Here is a 19,610-nt window from a genome sequence, read left to right as displayed (position 1 = left end):
GCTATGTATCGCCGGCCGGTAGCGCTTCAGAGCCGGCACCGGCTTCAGGGGTTCGAGAGCGGCAAGCCCGATCTGGATCATTATCTGCAAGACATCGCCGTCGCCAATCACGAAAACGGTCTCGCCCGCACCTTCGTCATCGCGACGGAAGACTTTTCAGTCGTCGGCTACTATTCGCTCTGCGCCGCCATGATTGCCCGTAACGAAGCGCCGCGCGAGATCGGCGGACATGGTAGCCCGCGTGACATTCCGGTGGCTCTTCTGGCGCGGCTTGCAGTTGACCGGCGGCATCAGGGCAGGGGGCTGGGCGCGCAATTGCTCAGGGCCGCGATTCTGTCCGCAGTCGCGGGTGCCGAGCATGTCGCCTTTCGGGCGCTGATGGTCCATGCGATGGATGACGAGGCCACAGGCTTTTACGCGAAATACGGCTTCCGCGCCGCGAGAGGCAGCGAGAGAACGCTGCTCCTGCCGCTTCAGGATATTGCACTTAATATCGGATCATGACGGCCCGGATATCGCCGCCCGCGCCTTCAGCAGCATCAGCCCGGTCATGCTGGCGCAGGTGAGAAAGGTCAGCGTCAGGGCCAGCGCAATCACGCCCGTCAGCCCGAAATTCTCCATCATGGCAGCGAAGAGGACGGGGGAGAGGGCCGAGGCTATGTTTTGCGGCAGTGCGACGCGGCTGGACATGAGGGCGAAGTCTGCGCGGGTGAAGAAGGCGAGCGGCAACAGAGCACGGGCAACAGCGGCCACGCCCGAGCCCGCACCATAAAGCAGCACGAAGATGAGCGGCACGACGAAGCTCGAGGCCGGAAAGGCGGCGAGCAGCAGGAAAGCGCCGAACATGGCAAGGCTGGCTGCAAGCCCCGAGGCGACCGGCGAGGTGCGCTCCCCGGCCAGAAGATCGGCAAGCCGCGCCGAAATGCCGATGACGCCGCGCAGCGACGCAAGCGTCAACGCAAGACCGGGAGCCGCGCCTGCGAGTTTCAGAAGCTCGATCAGCGAGGCTGAAATACCAAAGGACGTCAGGCTGTTGAGGCTGGAGGCCGAGGCAATCAGCAGAAAGGCGCGCAGCCTGTCGCGCGCATCGAGCGTTGGCAGTGTGCTTGTCGCCGGCGGTGCGCCTGCTTCCCCGTCCGCGCACTCGACCCGCGCAGGCAGGCCGAACATGTGTAGCGGCAGCAGCAGGGCGACATGTGCGGTGGCCGCAATCTGCAGGGCTGCGCGCCAGCCGATAGCGGCTTCGGCATAGTTCAGGATCGGCCAGAAAATGGCGGATGAGAGACCGGTGAAGATCATCAGCGTGCCGACCGTGCGCTTGGCCGCAACACCCTGCCGCTCGACGACGGCGGTATTGGCGGAGACCGTCAGCGCGCATGTGCCGCCAAGGCCGATCACCAGCCAGGCGGCGAAATAGCTGACTGGCCCCTGCGAAAGCGACAGCGCCAGAAGCCCCGCCGCCATCAGAACCGACCCCATGGCCAGCACACGAGCCGCGCCAAGCCGCACCAGCAGGTGCCCGGCCTTGGGGCTCGCCAGCGCCATCACAACCATCATCATCGTCAGCCCGCCGAAGATCGTCTCGAAGGGCATGGCAAGGTCGCGCTCCATCGCCCGTCCGAGCACGGAGGGCATGTCGAACGTCGTGCCCCAGCCGACAAGCTGGGAGACCGACAGGACGGCAATCAGGCGGAGCTTCGTCAGCGAAACGGGCAGCGGCGAAGCGGGCAAGGGTGCGACGGACAAGAGAGAGCCTGTGGATTGAGATGCACGGACACTCTGGCCACGTCCCGTGAACATAATATGAACATATCGCAATGATCCTCGAAAGGAAAGTGCCATGACCGCGCAAAAAGGCCGCGATCTGCTTCTGAAAGTCTTCAATTCGACCACCTTCGCCTATGTCACCGTTGCGGGCCTGCGTAGCCGCAAGCTGGCCTTCAATGCGAGCCAGGTCGACGTGACCGATGCCGAAAGCGCCGGGCGCTGGCGCGAATTGCTGGCCGGCGCCGGCATCAACCGCGCCGCGCTCTCAGGTTCGGGCCTCTTCAAGGATCAGGCTTCCGACGAACTCGTGCGCTCCGCCTTCTTCTCCGGCGCGATCCTCAACTGGCAGGTCGTCATCCCGGATTTCGGGACCGTGACGGGCCCGTTCCAGATCGCGGCACTCGAATATTCCGGCCAGTATAATGGCGAGGTTCTGTTCGATCTCTCGCTGGAATCCGCCGGGCAACTGACCTTCGGAGCGCTCTGATGGAGCGCTTGAGCAAAGGCCGCGCCAACCGCCGGCGCGGCGAAATCGAGGCGGTGATCGGCGGCGAGCGGCGCGTTCTCTGCCTGACGCTGGGCGGTCTTGCAGAGCTGGAAACTGCCTTTGGTTCGGACAGCTTGCATGACCTTGCCGCGCGCTTCTCGACCGGCCGTCTCAAGGCCGGCGACATGATCCGCATCATCGGCGCGGGGCTTCGCGGCGGCGGCAATCTGCTGTCGGATGAGGACGTGGGCGAGATGGAGATCGAGGGCGGGCTTGCCGGTGCGGCGCGGATCGTGGCGGAACTGCTGCTCTCGGCCTTCGGGCCGCAGGGCGGGGATGGAACGGGTGCTGCGCCTTCCTTGTCGGTTGCGCCGCAGGCAGACGGACAGACTTTGGGCGAGAGCCTCACGCCCCGCCCTTGAGCGCCGCAGCAGAAGAGCCGGAGCAGCCCCGCGCGTTCCCCTGGCGCGAGGCGATCCATGCCGGGCTTTTCCTGCTGCGGCTTTCCCCCCGCGATTTCTGGGCGCTGACGCCCATCGAGTTCCACGCCATCACGGGCGGCCTCAGCCCCCGCTTCGACCTGCCGCTGAAAGATCTGATGGCGCGCTATCCGGACGACAAGGAGCCCATTTCATGACCGATCCCACAAGCCCCGGCGGCCCCGGCAGCCTCGACACCGCCGCCCTCGATCAGGCGATGACGCAGCTTGAGGCACGCTCGAAATCCTTCGGCGCGGCCTTGTCCTCGGCGCTCAAGTCCGCGAGCGTTGATGGCAAGAGCCTGGAAGATGTGCTGAAGGGCCTCGCCCATCGCCTGACCGATATCGCACTCTCCGCCGGCACGAAGCCGCTGGAAAATCTCGTCAACAGCGCAGCCGGCAGCCTGGCATCCACTCTCACAAGCGGATTGTCCGGCGGGCTTTCCAGCCTCCTCGGCTTCGCCAAGGGTGGCGTGCCCGGCGCAATCCAGCCCTTTGCCGCCGGTGGCGTCGTTTCGGCGCCCACCTACTTCCCGACGGGCGGCGGGATCGGCCTCATGGGCGAGGCTGGGTCTGAAGCCATCCTCCCCTTAAAGCGCGGCCCCGACGGCCGTCTCGGCGTCGCGGCGGGAGCGGGCGGAGGTGGTGGCCAGACCATCGTCTTCAACGTCTCCACCCCCGACGCCGGCAGCTTCCGCAAGTCGGAAGCGCAGATCTCCGCGATGCTGACGCGGGCGACAGCACGGGGGAGACGAGGGGTGTGAGGGTCGTTCTTCCTCTCCCCTTGTGGGAGAGGATAGCTCGCCCCAAGAGCCGCAGGCGATTGGCGTGGCGAGCTTGGTGAGGGGTGTTCTTTGATCCTTCAGATTGGCTTGTCCAATGCCATCAGTATCTTTCGAACGACCAAATCCAGCGATTGCTCAACTTCATCATTCCAGAAGCGCAATGTCACGAAGCCATCGGCCGCGAAGGCCTCGTCTCGTATTCTGTCCGCTGCGCTTTCCGCGTGCTGGCTGCCATCGACCTCGACAATCAGCCGCGCCTCGAAGGAAATGAAGTCGATGATGTAACCTTTGAGCGGAACCTGGCGCCGGAATTTTATGCCGCCTATGCGGCGGTCCTTGAGTTGGCTCCAGAGGATTGCTTCTCCTCTGGTTCCCTCCTTGCGCATGGACCGTGCATGTCGCCGATGCCGCTCCGGCGGTTCATGATGGGGCATGAATAAGACCTCTTCGACACCGCCAAGTGTCTTCTGAAACTTCGGGAGACGCAACCGGAGATTTACCCCTCACCAAGCTCGCCAAACCAATCGCCTCCGGCTCTTGGGGCGAGCTATCCTCTCCCACAGGGGGAGAGGAGGAAAGGCACCCATGACCTCCTTCCATGAGGTCCGTTTTCCGCTGCGGCTGGCGCTGGGCGTCAGTGGCGGGCCGGAGCGGATGACGGATATTGTCAATCTTTCCAATGGGCGCGAGGCGCGCAATGCGCGGTGGCGCAATTCGCGGCGCAGCTACGATGCGGGCTCGGGCATCCGCTCGGTGGCCGATCTGTATGCGGTGCTGGCCTTCTTCGAGGCGCGCGCGGGAGAGCTTTACGGGTTTCGCTTTCGCGATCCGGTGGACCATCAGTCGGGACCGCCGGGGCAGGCGGTCGCGGCGACGGATCAGGTGATCGGGACGGGCGACGGCGTCACGGCGACCTTTCAGCTCGTCAAGACCTACGCAGATGCCGGCGCCTCGACCGTGCGGACGATTGCCAAGCCGGTGGCGGGCACCGTGCGGGTGGCGGTCAATGGCGCGGAGCAGGCGGCGTCCCGGTACTCCCTCGATACGACCAGCGGTCGCGTCACCTTCGGCAATGCCTATATCCCGCCGGCCGGTGCGATCGTGCAGGCGGGGTTCGAGTTTGACGTGCCGGTGCGCTTTGCGGTGAGCCGGATCGATATCGATCTTTCCGCCTTCAATGCCGGGCGCATTCCCACCATTCCGCTGATCGAGGTTCTGCCATGAGAACGCTTCCGGCCGCGTTGACGGCGCATATCGACACGGGGGCGACGACGCTCTGCCGCTGCTGGCGGTTGACGCGGCGCGACGGAACCGTGCTGGGCTTCACCGAACACGATGCAGACCTCACGGTCGATGGCATGCGCTTTTTCGCGGCCAGCGGCTTTTCGGCGAGCGAGGCAGAAACCGCATTGGGGCTGGCTGCGCCAAACGGTGAGGTGGCCGGGGCGTTTTCGTCGGATGCCATTTCGGATGTCGATCTCGAACGCGGGCGCTATGACGGCGCGCGGGTCGACGTGCTGCTGGTCAACTGGGCCGATCCGTCACAGTTTCTGCTGGAGCATGTCCGCGAGATCGGCGAGGTGACGCGCACCGAAAACAGCTTCCGCGCCGAGCTGCGCGGGCTGGCTGGCCGGCTGGATCAGCCGAGCGGTCGCCTCTATGGCCGCCGCTGCGATGCGCGGCTGGGGGATGCACGCTGCGGCGTCAGTCTCGCGGCATTCCGGGCGACGGGAAGTATTGTGGCGGCGGATACACTGCAGGCAAGCGTATCCGGAGTTTCAGCTTTTGCGAGTGGCTGGTTCGGCTTCGGTGTGCTGACCTTTACCAGCGGTGCGCTGACGGGCCGTGCGGTCGATATTGCCGGGCATCAGGCGGGCGATCCCGCGCGGCTCACCTTCTGGCTGCCGTTGCCTGAAAGCCCGTCCGCCGGCGATACGTTCGAGATCGTTGCCGGCTGCGACAAGGCCTTTGCGACCTGCAAGGGCAAATTCGGCAATGCTCTGAATTTTCAGGGCTTTCCGCACATGCCGGGTTCCGACTTTGCCTATAGCTATGTGAGTGGCGCAACCGCCCATGACGGTTCGGTGCTGGCGGGTTGAGCTACGCTGCCGAAAAGGGGAGGCAGCGATCAGCGTCCCGCCTTCCGGCGAAGGCCGAGCATATCGATCAGCGAGGCGCGCTCGGGCGCGGAAATCAGGAAGAAGCCTGCGAAGACAAGGCTGACAATAATGAGCGTCTGGTAAGTCATGTGCGATCCCCAAATACAGACTCGATACTCTCTGTAATCGCGATGCAGGTCAGAAGTTCCACCGTCAGCCGCACCGTTAACAAATTCTTTACACGATCCAATCTGAACTGGACATGAACCCGGTGAAAACTTCTGCGCGCATACTTAACGCGGCCGCCGGCTGGATCGGCACGCCCTATCGCCATCAGGCCTCGCTGAAGGGCGTCGGCTGCGATTGTCTCGGGCTCGTGCGCGGCCTCTGGCGCGAGCTCTGCGGCGAGGAGCCGGAAGAGCCTGGACCCTATGCGCCCGACTGGGCCGAACGCGGCGGTGCCGAACGGCTGGCGGATGCGGCGCTGCGCCATTTCGGCCCGCCGATCGACCGGGCAGAGATGCAGCCGGGCGATATCCTTCTCTTCCGGTTCAGGCCCGGTGTGGCGGCCAAGCATCTCGGCATTTTTGCCGGCGAAGGGCGCTTCATTCACGCCTACGAACCGGCGGGCGTCGTCTCCTCGCCGCTCGTTCCCTCCTGGGCGCGGCGGATCGCTGCCGTCCATCGCTTTCCCGATATCTGAGGCATTTCATCATGGCGACATTGCTGTTGCAGGCGGCGGGCGCGGCGCTCGGTTCGGTCTTCGGTCCCGTGGGCTCTGCCATCGGGCAGGCGGTGGGCGCGCTTGCGGGCGCATCCATCGATCGCGCGCTGATCGGCTCCGGATCGACCGTGACGGGCGCGCGGCTGGCCACGGCGCGCATTCCGGGCGCCGACGAGGGCACGCCGATGACACGGCTCTACGGCACGGCGCGCATTGGCGGCACGCTCTTCTGGGCCACACGCTTCGAAGAAGAGGTCACGACGGAACGATCCGGCGGCAAGGCCTTCGGCGGTGGCGGCGTCACAACGACAAGCTATCGTTATTTCGCCAATTTCGCTGTCGGGCTTTGTGAGGGCGAGGTCACGGCCATCCGCCGCGTCTGGGCGGATGGGCAGCCACTCGATCTCTCGGGCGTCGAGATGCGGCTTCATCGCGGCACGGCACACCAGCTGCCCGATCCGTTGATCGAGGCGAAACAGGGCGTGGGCAATGCGCCCGCCTATCGCAACACCGCCTATGTGGTCTTCGAGCGGCTGCCGCTCGACGATTTCGGCAATCGTATTCCGGTGCTCCAGTTCGAAGTCGTCCGCGCCATCGGCACGCTGGAGAAGGAGATCGAGGCGGTCACCATCATTCCCGGCGCGAGCGAGCATGGCTATGCGCCGGTTCAGGTCACGGAAACGACCGGGCCGGGCGCCTCGCGCATCCTCAATCGGAATGTCGGCTATGCCGCGACCGACTGGCAGGCCTCGCTTGACGAGCTGCAGGCGCTCTGCCCCAACCTGAAGCGTGTCTCTTTGGTCGTATCGTGGTTCGGGACGGATTTGCGGGCCGAACAGTGCCGCATCGTGCCGGGCGTCGAGGTGGCGGCCCGCACGGACGAAAGTACGCCCTGGCAAGTCTCCGGCGTGCCGCGCAGTGCCGCGCATCTGATTTCGACGGTCAATGGCGGCCCGGCCTATGGCGGCACGCCGAATGATGCGGCAGTGCTCGCCGCCATTGCCGACCTCAAGGCGCGCGGGCTGGCGGTGACGCTCTACCCGCTGATGATGATGGATATCCCGGCAGGCAGCGGCCTGCCCGATCCCTATGGCGCGAGCCAGCAGGCCGCCTATCCCTGGCGGGGCCGCATCACGGCGATGGCGGACAAAAGTGCCTCGACACGCGCCGCCGTCAATGCGTTTTGCGGGAGCGCCTCTCCGGGTGATTTCAACGTCGCGGCCGGTGCGGTCAGTTACACGGGATCGGGCGAGGGCTATCGCCGCATGATCCTGCATTATGCGCATCTGGCGGCACTCGCCGGCGGGGTGCATTCCTTCATCATCGGCTCGGAAATGCGCGGACTGACGCGGCTGCGCGATCAGGCAGGTGCGTTTCCCTTTGTGGAGGCTCTGACCACCCTGGCCGCCGATGTGCGCGGCATTGTCGGCAGTGGGGTCAAACTCACCTACGCCGCCGACTGGAGCGAATATTCAGGGCTCCATCCCGAAGACGGTTCGGGAGACCGTTTCTTCAACCTCGATCCGCTTTGGGCGAGCCCCAATATCGATGCGATTGGCATCGACAATTACATGCCGCTCGCCGACTGGCGCGACGACGACTTGCTTGCCGCCAATCCGGACGGTGCGCGAACAGCTGACGATCGCGAGGCCATGGCCCGTGCAATCAACAGCGGCGAATATTTCGACTGGTATTATGCAAGCAATGCCGCACGGGCGAGCCGGACCCGCATGGCGATCACCGATGGCGCGGCCGGAAAGCCCTGGGTGTTCCGCGCCAAGGATATCGCCGGCTGGTGGGCGAACCGCCATTACGAGCGGCGCGGCGGGGTGGAACTGGCAAGCCCCACCGGCTGGCTGCCCGGCATGAAGCCGGTCTGGTTCACCGAACTCGGTTGTCCTGCGGTCGAGCGCGGCGCGAACCAGCCGAATGTCTTTCCCGATCCGAAATCGGCGGAAAGCGCCATGCCGTATTTCTCCTCCGGCCAGCGCAGCGACGCGATGCAGCGGCGGTTTCTGGAGGCGCATTACGCGCATTGGAAGAGCGGGACGGCGCCCGCCGGGATGCTGGCGATGCGGGACATCACGGTCTGGACCTGGGATGCGCGACCGATCCCCGCCTTTCCTTACGACACCGCGCTCTTCGCCGATGGCGGCAACTGGCAGACGGGGCATTGGCTGAACGGGCGGCTGGGGGCGGGGACGCTCGCCGATGTCATTGCCGCGATCCTGGCCGATCACGGCTTTGCGGATTTTGATGTCTCCGCGGTCTCGGGCGACCTCACCGGCTATGTGCAGGGCGATGTCGCTTCGGCGCGCACCATGATCGAGCCGTTGATGTCGGCGTTTCAGATCGATTGCCGCGAGAGCGGCGGCAGGCTCGTCTTCTCCTCGCGCGCCAAAGTGTCGAACCCGCCGCTTGCGCTCGAAGTGTTCGCCGATCTCGAAGACAAGCCGCTCTGGACCGAGACACGGGCGCAGGAAAGCGATGTCGCCGCTCAGGTGACGCTCGACTACTATGACGAGGCGGGCGATTATGAAAGCGCTGTTGCCCGCTCGCGGCGCATGGCGGTGGGCAATGATCGCGTTGCGTCCGGCGCGATCGCCGGCGTGCTGGCGGAAGCGACGGCGGCTGCGGCGGCAGAAGAAACCCTGCGCGACCAGCGGCTGGGTCGCCGGTCCATCAAGCTTGATGTCGCGCCCTTTCAGATGGAGCTGGAGCCCGGCGACGTCGTCACTCTGCCCGGTCTTGCCGGGCGCTTCCGCGTTGCCCGTGTCGAAGACGGCGCGGCGCGCGCGGTGGAGGCACTGGAATACAGTCCCCCGGTCGGCGCGCATGCCTATGCGCAGAGTGTGGCGCGCGTCGGTTCCGGCGGTGCGGCAGAGGCTTTCGCGCCGGAGGTGGTCTTCCTCGATCTGCCGCGTCTGGGATCGAAGCCGCCGGAAGCCTATGCAAGCGCTGCCGTTCTGGCTCGACCCTGGCGGACGGTCACGCTGTCTGCATCCATGGGCACGGAAGGCTATCGCCCGCGCGCCATCGCCACGCGCCCGGCGACCATGGGCACGCTTGCAAGCCCGCTGGCGCCTGGCATTTCCGGCCGGATCGATCTGGGCGGCGTGCTCGACGTGACGCTGGCATTCGGCAGCTTCGCCTCGGTGACGGAGGCCGAATTTTCCGGCGGTTCGAACCGGCTGGCGGTGCGCGCGGCCAATGGCGTTTTCGAGATCGTCAGCTTCGCGATGGCGGAGGAAGTGGCCGTGGGCCGCTGGCGGCTCACCAGACTGTTGCGCGGCCAGTTCGGTACCACGGACGCCATGACGGCGGGTGCGATGAGCGGCGCGGATGTCGTGCGCCTCGATGATGCCGTCGTCTCGCTGGGGCTCGATCCGGGCGAGGCGGGGCTTTCTCTCAACTGGCGGGCCGAAGCAGGGATATCGACCGTCGGTCCTTTCGCCTTTGCCGGCGGGCGGCGGGCGGCCACACCACTGGCTCCGCTTCATCTTCGCGCCGAGCGTCGGCCGTCGGGCGATATCGGCCTATCATGGACGCGCGCCGGCCGTATCGATGGCGACAACTGGGACGCCTACGACATCCCGCTCGACGAGCCGGAGGAGCGCTATCTCATCGAGATCCTGGATGGAAGCGGCGCGCGCCTGCGCAGCGCCGAAACAACGATAGCAGGCTTTACCTACGCCGCTGCCGATGCGCTCGCTGATCTCGGAGCGCCACCCTCTAACATTCACTACCGCGTCCGTCAGATCGGCTGGACCGTCGCCGCCGGCCTGCCTGCCGAGGCCAGCATCTCCCTTTAAATGCATGAACCTCTTCAACCCGAAGGAGAAGACCCATGGAAGACATGAAGACCTGGTATCAGTCCCGCACCATCTGGGGTGCGGTGATCGCCATTTCCGCCTCGCTGGCACATGCCGGCGGTTACAATCTCTCCGTTGCCGATCAGGGGCAGCTGGCGGATGCCGCGCTGTCGCTTGCCGGCACGGTCGGCGGGCTTGTGGCCATCTGGGGCCGGATGAAGGCCACCGCGAAAGTGGCGTGAGGCTTGCGGCACCTTCCGTACCCCCTGATTTTCGGGGTGCGGAAGGCGGCCGATCGGATATCTTCAAGTGATTCGTTTCGGCTATTTTGGGTGCACACATGTTTTTCGAGATTTTGATCTGGACCGTCCTGCCCGTTGCGGTTGGTCTCGCCTGCTTTGCCTATGTGGCTCACGAACCGCGCTCTATGAAATCGGGCGATTGAACGGCTCGCCGGCGGGACTATCCTGGCGTCCTGCCGTTCGGGAAAGCGGGGAAACGTCGCGCTCGGCATGGCCTTTCGGCTTGCACGGCGGCGACTTTTCGCCTCATGTTCATTTGTCATTCAGATGCACATCTGTATGAATAAGCTCGATTTGAGACATTCAAGCTCATGAAAGCAATGCAATGGGATCGCATCTGATTTTGGCCGTGGCGGCCCTAGGACTTGGCTTGGCGGGAGCACCCGCCAACCACGCCAACAAGGACATTATCGCCGTTCGTGGCGATTGTTCGGCAGCCGCCCGCGAGGCGCTGTCGGAGAATGGCGGAACGCTTCTTTCGGTCGAGCCCGTTGGCAACGAATGCGTCATCACGATATTGGTGCAAAATAGCGGCGAACGTCCGAAGAAGAAGGTCGTTCACAAACCTATGTAATGGGCCGATGTAATATGCGCCGGCTAAGTGGCGCGAAAGACGGGATTTGACGCATGCGCATTCTGGTCGTTGAAGACGACGCAAACCTGAACCGGCAGCTGAGCGATACGCTGAAAGAGGCGGGCTACGTCGTCGATCAGGCATACGACGGCGAGGAGGGGCATTTCCTCGGCGACACCGAGCCCTATGACGCCGTCGTGCTCGATATCGGCCTGCCGGAAATGGACGGGATCACCGTTCTGGAAAAATGGCGCGCCGCAGGGCGTGTCATGCCGGTTCTGATTTTGACGGCCCGCGATCGCTGGTCCGACAAGGTGGCCGGCATTGATGCGGGTGCCGACGACTATGTCGCCAAGCCCTTCCATATCGAGGAAGTTCTGGCGCGGCTGCGCGCACTCATCCGCCGCGCCGCCGGCCATGCCTCGTCCGACCTCATCTGCGGCCCCGTCCGCCTGGACACGAAGAGTTCCAAGGCGACCGTCGATGGCGTGACGCTGAAGCTGACCTCCCACGAGTTCCGGCTTCTGTCCTATCTGATGCATCACATGGGCGAGGTTGTCTCGCGCACCGAACTGACCGAGCACCTTTACGATCAGGACTTCGATCGCGATTCCAACACGATCGAGGTGTTTGTCGGCCGCCTGCGCAAGAAGATGGGCGTCGACATGATCGAGACCGTGCGCGGTCTCGGTTACCGCATGCAGGCTCCCGCCAAATGAGGTCTCCGCGATGAGGCCACCCGAATGAGATGCCGCGCATGAGAGGCTTCGGCGCACAATCGCTGACGCTCCGCGTCGTCCTGTCGGTTTCGATCTGGGCGATTGCCGGTCTCGTGGTGATTGCCATTGCCATCTCGACGCTCTATCGGCGCGATGCGGAAAAGAGCTTCCGCGATCTCCTGCGCGCCCATCTCTTCAACGTCGTCAACTCCGTTTCCATCAACGAGAACAAGCAATTGGCCGGCCGGCCCGAACTCGGCGACCTGCAGTTCTCGCAGCCGGGCACCGGCTGGTACTGGATCGCGGAAGGGGTGGGACAGTACAAGACGACACCGCTCGTTTCGCCCTCGCTGGGTGCGACCCCGCTACCGGAAAAGCCGGCAAGCGAAGTGCCTTTCGATATCCGTTTCCAGCGCTTCTACGACATCAAGGACGCGGCCGGAAACAGTCTCTCTGTCGCCGAGACCGAGGTTGAGCTGGATGACCAGGGAGATATCGTGCGCTTCCGCGTCACAGGCAACAAGGCCGTGGTGGAGGCGAGTGTGACGGCCTTCAACCGCAGTCTCTATCTGGCGCTGACCATTTTCGGTGCCGGCAGCCTGCTGGCCAATGCGCTCGCCATTCTCATCGGCCTGCGCCCGCTCGACCGTGTGCGCAATGCTCTGGAGAATATCCGGACCGGGCGGGCCGAGCGGCTGGAAGGGCGGTTCCCCAGTGAAATCCGGCCGCTGGCCAATGAGGTCAACGCGCTGATCGACAACAATCGCCGCATCATCGAGCGCGCGCGCATGCAGGTCGGCAATCTAGCCCATTCGCTCAAGACCCCGATCGCGGTCCTCCTCAACGAAGCCCGCGCCATGACGCAGGCACATGGAACACTGGTGGCACAGCAGGCCGAGGCGATGCAGTTGCAGGTGCAGTCCTATCTCAACCGCGCCCGCATCGCCGCCCAGCGCGAAACGGTTCTGGCGCGCACCGAGGCGCGGCCCGTTCTTGATCGCATCGTACGCGTCATGCAGAAGCTCAATCGCGAGATCGAGTTCGAGATGGATGACAAGGCGCCCGGTGCCGTGCTCGCCATGGAGCAGCAGGATATCGAGGAAATCCTCGGCAATCTTCTGGAGAATGCCGCACGTTTTGCCAGATCCGAAATTCGTGTGTCTTTCGTGGAGCTCGATCAGCAGGATGGCCGCGACATGGCCGAACTTGCCATCGAGGATGACGGGCCGGGTCTGGAGCCGGACGAGATCAAGGAAGCGCTGAAGCGGGGCAGGCGGCTGGACGAGAGCCGTCCCGGCTCCGGGCTTGGTCTTTCCATTGTCAGCGAAATCGTTTCCGAGTATTCGGGGCGCTTCAGCCTGTCGCGTGGCGCGTCCGGTGGACTGCGCGCTTCGCTTATTTTGCCTATTGTCGCGCAAGAAAAGCCGAAACGTGGTTGATTATGAGGCGCTTGTTCCCCATAATTAAAGTGGAGGACTGAAGCGGACGATACGGCGAGGACGGAAGACGGGGAAATGACGGTCGGGGGCAAGGCGAAGATTGTGAAGCTGATGGTGACAGGCGCCATGTTGGCGATGGCTGCCATTACGTCAGGTTGCGCCACGGGCAAGCGTGCCGCGGCTCCGCTCGCCTTTGCCACGCCGCAGACGTCCTACTCATCAGGCGATGCTTTTGTGCGCGCTCTCGACGGCGGACTTGTCTCGCAAATTCAAGGCGCTGACCTCGGTGCTGAAGACCGCAAGCTTGCCTTGCAGGCCGAATACAAGGCGCTGGAAGATGCCCCCGGCGGACAGGCTGTTCCGTGGTCCGGCGCCACCGGCGTGAGCGGCACGGTCGTTGCCGCAACGCCCTATCAGGTCGGCACGCAGAACTGCCGCCAGTATACCCAGACCGTAAGTGTCGATGGCCGTTCGCTCGTTGCGCGCGGGGCCGCCTGCCGCAATCCCAACGGCACCTGGACGCCGCTCACCTGACTCTCACAAAAAATTGATGCCGGGCAACCATTTGAGCGAGGTCAAACGCCCGCGTCAAATTGCCGTGTATTGCCTTTTGTCAGTTGGAAACCAACGGGCATTCGGGTAATTGAGCGGCATGCTATTCTGGATCATTGTCTCCTGCGTCACCGCGCTTCTGGCGGTCGCCCTCCTCGCGCCGCTGCTGCGCCGCTCCGCAACGGCTGGCGGCGAGCACGCCCATGACGTGGAGGTCTATCGCGATCAGATGGCGGAGGTCCACCGCGACGCCGCCGCAGGCCTGATCTCTGCGGAAGAGGCCGAGAATGCGCGCGCCGAAATCGGTCGCCGGCTGCTGTCATCTGCCGACAAGGCCAGCAAGGAGACGGGCGTCGCTGCCAAGGCGAGCCGCCATCCGCTGGCGCAGGCCTTCATCATCCTCGTTCTTCCTGCCATCGGCATCGGCCTCTATCTCCATGCCGGCAGCCCCGGTGTGCCTGATGCGCCGCTGGCCGCGCGCCTTGCCAATCCCGGCAACGACGTCGCTCTTCTGCTCGCCAAGGCGGAAAATCATCTGATCCAGAACCCCGATGACGGGGCAGGCTGGGATCTCGTCGCTCCCATCTATCTGCGCAACCGCCGGCCCGCCGATGCGGCCAATGCCTATCGTCAGGCCATCCGCATTCGCGGCGAAAGCGCCGAGCGGCTTTCCGGTCTCGGCGAATCCATCGTCTCGTCCAATCAGGGGCTGATCAATTCCGAAGCGACCGACGCATTCCGCAAGGCCCTGAGCCTCGACAAGAACGACGCCCGCTCGGAATTCTATCTCGCCTTTGCACTGGAGCAGGAAGGGCGCGGCATGGAGGCGCTGGCGGCGTTCCAGTCTCTTGCCAAGACCTCGCCTCCGGATGCCCCGTGGCAGCCTATCGTTGCGCAGCACATCGCCACGCTTCAGAAGGGGCCGGCCGAGACGAAGCCCAATCCCGATGCGCCGGGTAATCCCACCGCTGCCGATGTTGCGGCTGCCCAGGACATGAACGCCGGCGACCGCCAGCAGATGATCGGGAACATGGTGGCGGGTCTCGACGAAAAGCTGAAAAGCAATCCGAACAATTTCGAAGGCTGGATGCGTCTGGTGCGCTCCTATGCCATGCTGAAGCAGGCCGACAAGGCGAGCGATGCGCTCGCCCGCGCGCTGAAGGCGTTCCCGGCTGAAGGGGAGCAGGGCAAGCAGCTTGTCGCGCTCGCCACCCAGCTAGGCATCAAGGCCCCGGAGGCAAAACCATGACCCGCAAACAGAAGCGCCTCGCGATCATTTCCGGCGGCGTCGGCTTCATCGTGATTGCCGTCCTGCTCATCATGTTCGCCTTCAGCCAGTCGGTGTCCTATTTCTACGTGCCCGGCGATCTGCAGAAGGCTGACGTCAAGCCCGGAACCCGCATCCGCCTCGGCGGGCTGGTGAAGACCGGATCCTGGGTGCGCGGCGAGGGGACGACATCGACGTTCGAGGTGACGGACACGATTTCGACCGTCAAGGTGACCTATACCGGCATTCTGCCCGATCTGTTCCGCGAGGGGCAGGGCGTGGTGGCGGAAGGATCTTTCGTTTCCGGCAATCCGGTCTTCGTGGCCGATACGGTGCTCGCCAAGCATGACGAGACCTACATGCCCAAGGATGTGGCGGACCGGCTGAAGGCGCAGGGCGTCCAGCTGAGCGGCAAGGAGAAGATCCAGTGATCATCGAATTCGGCCTTTATGCGCTCGTCCTGTCGCTGGCCACCGCCATTGTTCTCTCTGTCCTGCCGATCCTCGGCGCTCGGCGCGGTGACGCGAACCTGATGGCGGTCGCGCCTGTGGCGGCGCTGGCGCAGTTCGCTCTGGTGACAATCGCCTTCGGCATCCTGATGCATGCGCATCTCGTCTCGGATTTCTCCGTCGTCAATGTCTGGCAGAATTCGCATTCGCTGATCCCGACGCTCTACAAGGTCTCGGGCGTCTGGGGGAACCACGAAGGCTCGATGATGCTGTGGCTCTTCATCCTGTCGCTGTTCACCGCGCTCGTCGCCATCTTCGGCGGCAATCTGCCGGCGACGCTGAAGGCCAATGTCCTCGCCGTTCAGGGCTGGATTTCCTCGGCCTTCATCCTCTTCATCGTGCTCACCTCCAACCCGTTCCTGCGCATCTCCCCGCCGCCGCCGGAAGGCCGCGATCTGAACCCGGTTCTGCAGGATGTCGGCCTCGCCATCCATCCGCCGCTGCTCTATCTCGGCTATGTCGGCTTCTCTGTCTGCTTCTCCTTCGCGGTTGCCGCGCTGATGGAAGGCCGCATCGATGCCGCCTGGGCGCGCTGGGTGCGCCCCTGGGCGCTGGCCGCCTGGACCTTCCTCACCGCCGGCATCGCCATGGGCTCCTACTGGGCCTATTACGAACTCGGCTGGGGCGGCTGGTGGTTCTGGGATCCGGTCGAAAACGCCTCCTTCATGCCCTGGCTTGCCGGCACGGCGCTGCTGCATTCCGCCCTGGTCATGGAAAAGCGCGAGGCACTGAAAATCTGGACGGTGCTTCTGGCGATCCTGACCTTCTCGCTTTCGCTGCTCGGCACCTTCCTCGTCCGCTCGGGCGTTCTCACCTCCGTCCACGCCTTCGCCAGCGACCCCTCGCGTGGCGTGTTCATCCTCGCCATTCTGGTGATCTTCATCGGCGGTGCATTGACGCTCTTTGCTCTGCGCGCCGGGAGCCTGACAGCCGGCGGCCTGTTTGCACCTGTGTCGCGTGAAGGCGCGCTGGTGCTGAACAACCTGATCCTGACGGTCTCGACCGCCACCGTCCTCATCGGTACGCTCTATCCGATGGCGCTGGAATCGCTGACGGGCGAGAAAATTTCCGTCGGCGCGCCGTTCTTCAACCTGACCTTCGGCCTCTTGATGCTGCCGCTTCTCCTGGCTGTCCCCTTCGGTCCGCTGCTCGCGTGGAAGCGCGCCGACCTGCTCGGTGCTGCCCAACGACTCTTCTTCGCCGTTGCAGCCGGTTTCATCATCGCGATCGCCATCTGGTATTTCGAAAACGGCGGCCCTGTTCTCGCCGTGCTCGGCATGGCGCTCGCCTTCTACCTCATGGTGGGCGCGCTGACCGATCTGTGGCTGCGCGGCGGTTTTGGCAAGGTTCCATTCTCGACCGCGCTGCGCCGCTTGACCGGCCTGCCGCGCTCGGCCATCGGCACGGGTTTTGCCCATTTCGGCCTCGGCGTCAGCGTGCTTGGCATCATCGCCGTCAGTTCCTTCCAGACCGAGAACGTTCTGGAAATGAAGCCTGGCCAGACGGTCGAGGCGGGCGGCTATGTGCTCAAGTTCGAGGGCATGCAGCGCGGGCAGGGGCCGAACTTCACGGAAGATCGCGGCAGCTTCAGCCTCTCGAAGGCCGATTCATCGCTCGGCACGATTTCCTCGTCCAAGCGTGTCTACATGGCCCGCCAGATGCCGACGACCGAGGCCGGCATCCGCACCTTCGGCGTCAGCCAGTTCTATGTCGCGCTGGGCGATGTGATGCCGGACGGCGGGATTGTCGTGCGCGTTTGGTGGAAGCCCTTCATCGTCTGCATCTGGTTCGGTGCGCTGATCATGATGTTCGGCGGCTTCATCTCGCTCTCCGACCGGCGCCTGCGTGTCGGCGCGCCGGCGCGGCGGGCCAGGAAGGTTGCAGCGCCCGCCTTGGAGGCAGCGGAATGATCCGCCGGCTCGTCCTCGCGCTGTTTCTTCTGTTTTCTGCGATGCCCGCCCATGCGGTCAATCCGGACGAGGTTCTGGCCGATCCTCAGCTCGAGGCCCGCGCGCGCGAAATCTCCTCTCATTTGCGCTGCCTCGTCTGCCAGAATCAGTCCATCGACGATTCCAACGCCGAACTGGCGCGCGATCTCCGTCTCCTCGTGCGCGAGCGGCTGAAGGCCGGTGCCTCCGATCAGCAGGTCTATGACTATCTGGTCTCGCGCTACGGCGAGTTCGTGCTGCTGAAGCCGCGCCTGTCCGAACATACGCTGCTTCTGTGGGGCGCGCCGGCTGTGCTCGCCCTGATCGGCATCATGGCCCTTGGCCTCGTTGCCGTATCCCGCAATACGAAGCGAAAAGCGGTTGCTTTGACCGATGAAGAAAAGGCGCGCGTTGAAGCACTTCTCAAAGAATAACTATGCTTCACTTATGATTTTTCTGAAACATTACGAAAAATTCATTCCTTAGCCACTTCACAGTAAGGTCTTCTGGTCTATCTCTTTGTCATCAACTGATCAGGTTCGCGATAGATGAACCTGACAACTGAAAAAGGGTGGTAGATCCAATGTCTTCTTCGAATTCCAATCGTGGCCTGTCCTACAAGACGATCCTCAAGTCGACGGCGGTTGCCGGCGTTGCGGTCGTCCTTCTCTCCTCGGGTCTGCCGGCGCGCGTGACTGGCGCATTTGCCGAGCCCGTCCGCATCGAAGCCCCCCAGATGACGGGTTTCGCGCCCATCGTGAAAGCCGTTTCTCCCGCCGTCGTCTCGGTCCGTGTCGAGTCCCGCGTCCAGCAGGTTTCTGATGACGCCAGCGGCTTCAACTTCGATTTCGGCCCCGGCTTCGACCAGCTTCCCGACAACAGCCCGCTGAAGCGCTTCTTCAAGCAGTTCGGCGGCCCGGATGGCCAGGGTCCCGGCAAGCAGCAGGGTCAGAAGAAGCCCGGCGACAAGGGCCCGCTGCGCCCGGTTGCTCAGGGCTCCGGCTTCTTCATTTCTGAAGACGGCTATATCGTCACCAACAACCACGTCGTCAATGACGGTAGCGCCTACGTCGTTGTCATGAACGACGGCACGGAACTGCCTGCCAAGCTCGTCGGCACTGACCCGCGCACCGACCTCGCTGTCCTGAAGGTCGAGGCCAAGGACCGCAAGTTCACCTACGTCAAGTGGGCCGACGACGCCAAGGCGAATGTCGGCGACTGGGTCGTAGCTGTCGGTAACCCGTTCGGCCTCGGTGGCACCGTCACCGCCGGCATCATTTCGGCCATGGGCCGCGACATCAACTCAGGCCCCTATGACGACTTCATCCAGATCGATGCAGCCGTCAACCGTGGTAACTCGGGCGGCCCGACCTTCAACCTGAATGGCGAAGTCGTCGGCATCAACACCGCGATCTTCTCTCCCTCGGGCGGCAGCATCGGTATTGCATTCGATATCCCGGCCTCCACGGCGCAGACGGTCGTCTCCGAACTGATCAAGTCCGGCAAGATTGATCGCGGCTGGCTTGGCGTGCAGATCCAGCCTGTCTCCAAGGACATCGCTGAATCGCTCGGCCTGGCACAGGCCCAGGGTGCGCTGGTCATCCAGCCGCAGGAAGACAGCCCGGGTCTCAAGGCGGGCATCAAGAAGGGTGACGTCGTCACCGCCGTCAACGGCGAGCCGGTCAAGGATGCCCGCGATCTCGCCAAGCGCATCGGCGGCATGCGTCCGGGCACCAAGGCCGACATCACGATCTGGCGCGACGGCAAGTCCCAGACGCTGCAGCTGACGGTGGGCACGCTGCCGCCGGAACAGAAGATGGCGGCCAAGGACGACAAGAGCCAGCAGGATCAGGGCGAGCAGAAGCAGACCTCGCTGGAATCCCTCGGCATCACCGTCGGTCCGAGCGATGACGGCAAGGGTGTGCAGATCCTCTCCGTCGATCCGAACTCGGCAGCCGCCGACGCCGGCATCAAGCAGGGCGACCGCATCGCGGCCGTCAACAACAAGGACGTCAGCTCCGGCAAGGACATCGCCAGCCAGCTCGACGCTGCCAAGAAGGAAGGCCGCTCGAAGGCGCTCTTCCAGGTCGAGACCGACAACGGCAGCCGCTTCGTGGCCCTGCCGACCGACAAGGGTTGATCCCCCTTTAGGTGCTCATGAACGGGCG

General features: G+C 64.1%; 21 protein-coding genes. 19 read left to right on the top strand and 2 right to left on the bottom strand.

All coding sequences use genetic code 11. The annotated features are described in order from the left end of the window. The first annotated feature begins 3 nt into the window (after positions 1-3). Positions 4-504, top strand: coding sequence for a GNAT family N-acetyltransferase (locus ABID16_RS07945; protein ID WP_354555748.1), 501 nt, complete (start codon positions 4-6; stop codon positions 502-504). Here ABID16_RS07945 and ABID16_RS07940 read toward each other — a convergent pair. Then, positions 499-1,746 (bottom strand): MFS transporter, encoded by a 1,248-nt coding sequence (locus ABID16_RS07940; protein ID WP_354555747.1) that lies wholly within the window; start codon positions 1,744-1,746, stop codon positions 499-501. The genes ABID16_RS07945 and ABID16_RS07940 overlap by 6 nt on opposite strands. Before the next feature lie 94 nt (positions 1,747-1,840). Between ABID16_RS07940 and ABID16_RS07935 the strand changes: the two genes are divergently transcribed. From ABID16_RS07935 to ABID16_RS07920, 4 genes are read left to right on the top strand one after another with little or no spacing between them, the layout of a single operon-like run. Next, positions 1,841-2,254 (top strand): phage major tail protein, TP901-1 family, encoded by a 414-nt coding sequence (locus ABID16_RS07935; protein WP_354555746.1) that lies wholly within the window; start codon positions 1,841-1,843, stop codon positions 2,252-2,254. Continuing rightward, positions 2,251-2,676 (top strand): gene transfer agent family protein, encoded by a 426-nt coding sequence (locus ABID16_RS07930; protein ID WP_435532391.1) that lies wholly within the window; start codon positions 2,251-2,253, stop codon positions 2,674-2,676. The genes ABID16_RS07935 and ABID16_RS07930 overlap by 4 nt, the downstream gene beginning before the upstream one ends. Beyond that, the gene (locus ABID16_RS07925) at positions 2,673-2,891 is read left to right on the top strand and encodes a rcc01693 family protein (RefSeq protein ID WP_354555744.1); all 219 of its coding nucleotides are present in this window, start codon (positions 2,673-2,675) and stop codon (positions 2,889-2,891) included. The genes ABID16_RS07930 and ABID16_RS07925 overlap by 4 nt, the downstream gene beginning before the upstream one ends. Beyond that, complete coding sequence (locus ABID16_RS07920; protein WP_435532369.1) at positions 2,888-3,496, top strand: phage tail tape measure protein; 609 nt, start codon at positions 2,888-2,890, stop codon at positions 3,494-3,496. The genes ABID16_RS07925 and ABID16_RS07920 overlap by 4 nt, the downstream gene beginning before the upstream one ends. Before the next feature lie 98 nt (positions 3,497-3,594). On the opposite strand, the gene ABID16_RS07915 is transcribed toward ABID16_RS07920, so the two are convergent. Beyond that, complete coding sequence (locus ABID16_RS07915; RefSeq protein WP_354555743.1) at positions 3,595-3,951, bottom strand: endonuclease domain-containing protein; 357 nt, start codon at positions 3,949-3,951, stop codon at positions 3,595-3,597. Positions 3,952-4,102: 151 nt separating this feature from the next. Here ABID16_RS07915 and ABID16_RS07910 point away from each other — a divergent pair, with 151 nt between their 5' ends. The 14 genes from ABID16_RS07910 (at position 4,103) to ABID16_RS07845 (ending at position 19,582) form a co-directional block, all read left to right on the top strand. Further along, positions 4,103-4,741: a phage distal tail protein, Rcc01695 family gene (locus ABID16_RS07910; RefSeq protein ID WP_354555742.1), complete on the top strand. Its 639-nt coding sequence runs from the start codon at positions 4,103-4,105 to the stop codon at positions 4,739-4,741. Beyond that, positions 4,738-5,616: a phage/gene transfer agent baseplate hub protein gene (locus tag ABID16_RS07905; protein ID WP_354555741.1), complete on the top strand. Its 879-nt coding sequence runs from the start codon at positions 4,738-4,740 to the stop codon at positions 5,614-5,616. The genes ABID16_RS07910 and ABID16_RS07905 overlap by 4 nt, the downstream gene beginning before the upstream one ends. Before the next feature lie 262 nt (positions 5,617-5,878). Next, complete coding sequence (locus tag ABID16_RS07900; RefSeq protein WP_354555740.1) at positions 5,879-6,319, top strand: DUF6950 family protein; 441 nt, start codon at positions 5,879-5,881, stop codon at positions 6,317-6,319. Between the two features lie 11 nt (positions 6,320-6,330). Continuing rightward, positions 6,331-10,152, top strand: a complete 3,822-nt coding sequence (locus ABID16_RS07895; RefSeq protein WP_354555739.1) for a baseplate multidomain protein megatron — start codon at positions 6,331-6,333, stop codon at positions 10,150-10,152. Between the two features lie 35 nt (positions 10,153-10,187). Further along, positions 10,188-10,394: a hypothetical protein gene (locus tag ABID16_RS07890; RefSeq protein ID WP_354555738.1), complete on the top strand. Its 207-nt coding sequence runs from the start codon at positions 10,188-10,190 to the stop codon at positions 10,392-10,394. 430 nt (positions 10,395-10,824) lie between these two features. Then, entirely contained in the window at positions 10,825-11,028 is a 204-nt protein-coding gene (locus ABID16_RS07885) for a hypothetical protein (RefSeq protein ID WP_354555737.1), read from the top strand. Between the two features lie 53 nt (positions 11,029-11,081). After that, entirely contained in the window at positions 11,082-11,747 is a 666-nt protein-coding gene (locus tag ABID16_RS07880) for a response regulator transcription factor (protein WP_354555736.1), read from the top strand. A gap of 38 nt (positions 11,748-11,785) precedes the next feature. Beyond that, complete coding sequence (locus tag ABID16_RS07875; protein WP_354555735.1) at positions 11,786-13,186, top strand: ATP-binding protein; 1,401 nt, start codon at positions 11,786-11,788, stop codon at positions 13,184-13,186. A 75-nt stretch (positions 13,187-13,261) separates the two neighbouring features. Continuing rightward, complete coding sequence (locus ABID16_RS07870) at positions 13,262-13,720, top strand: RT0821/Lpp0805 family surface protein (RefSeq protein ID WP_354555734.1); 459 nt, start codon at positions 13,262-13,264, stop codon at positions 13,718-13,720. A 118-nt stretch (positions 13,721-13,838) separates the two neighbouring features. Continuing rightward, positions 13,839-14,987, top strand: coding sequence for a c-type cytochrome biogenesis protein CcmI (gene ccmI / locus ABID16_RS07865; RefSeq protein ID WP_354555733.1), 1,149 nt, complete (start codon positions 13,839-13,841; stop codon positions 14,985-14,987). After that, a complete protein-coding gene (gene ccmE / locus ABID16_RS07860; RefSeq protein WP_354555732.1) occupies positions 14,984-15,436 on the top strand; it encodes a cytochrome c maturation protein CcmE in 453 nt (150 codons plus the stop codon). Before ccmI ends, ccmE begins: the two co-directional genes overlap by 4 nt. Then, entirely contained in the window at positions 15,433-17,424 is a 1,992-nt protein-coding gene (locus ABID16_RS07855) for a heme lyase CcmF/NrfE family subunit (protein ID WP_354555731.1), read from the top strand. Before ccmE ends, ABID16_RS07855 begins: the two co-directional genes overlap by 4 nt. Then, positions 17,421-17,876 (top strand): cytochrome c-type biogenesis protein, encoded by a 456-nt coding sequence (locus ABID16_RS07850; RefSeq protein WP_354555730.1) that lies wholly within the window; start codon positions 17,421-17,423, stop codon positions 17,874-17,876. Before ABID16_RS07855 ends, ABID16_RS07850 begins: the two co-directional genes overlap by 4 nt. A gap of 149 nt (positions 17,877-18,025) precedes the next feature. Next, the gene (locus ABID16_RS07845; protein WP_354555729.1) at positions 18,026-19,582 is read left to right on the top strand and encodes a Do family serine endopeptidase; all 1,557 of its coding nucleotides are present in this window, start codon (positions 18,026-18,028) and stop codon (positions 19,580-19,582) included. Positions 19,583-19,610 lie beyond the last annotated feature (28 nt).

Source organism: Limnomicrobium aquaticum (assembly GCF_040545545.1).
Taxonomy (GTDB): Bacteria; Pseudomonadota; Alphaproteobacteria; order Rhizobiales; family Rhizobiaceae; genus Ensifer_A; species Ensifer_A aquaticum.
Note: the sequence above shows the minus strand (reverse complement) of the source record. Positions and strands in the feature narration are given on the sequence as shown.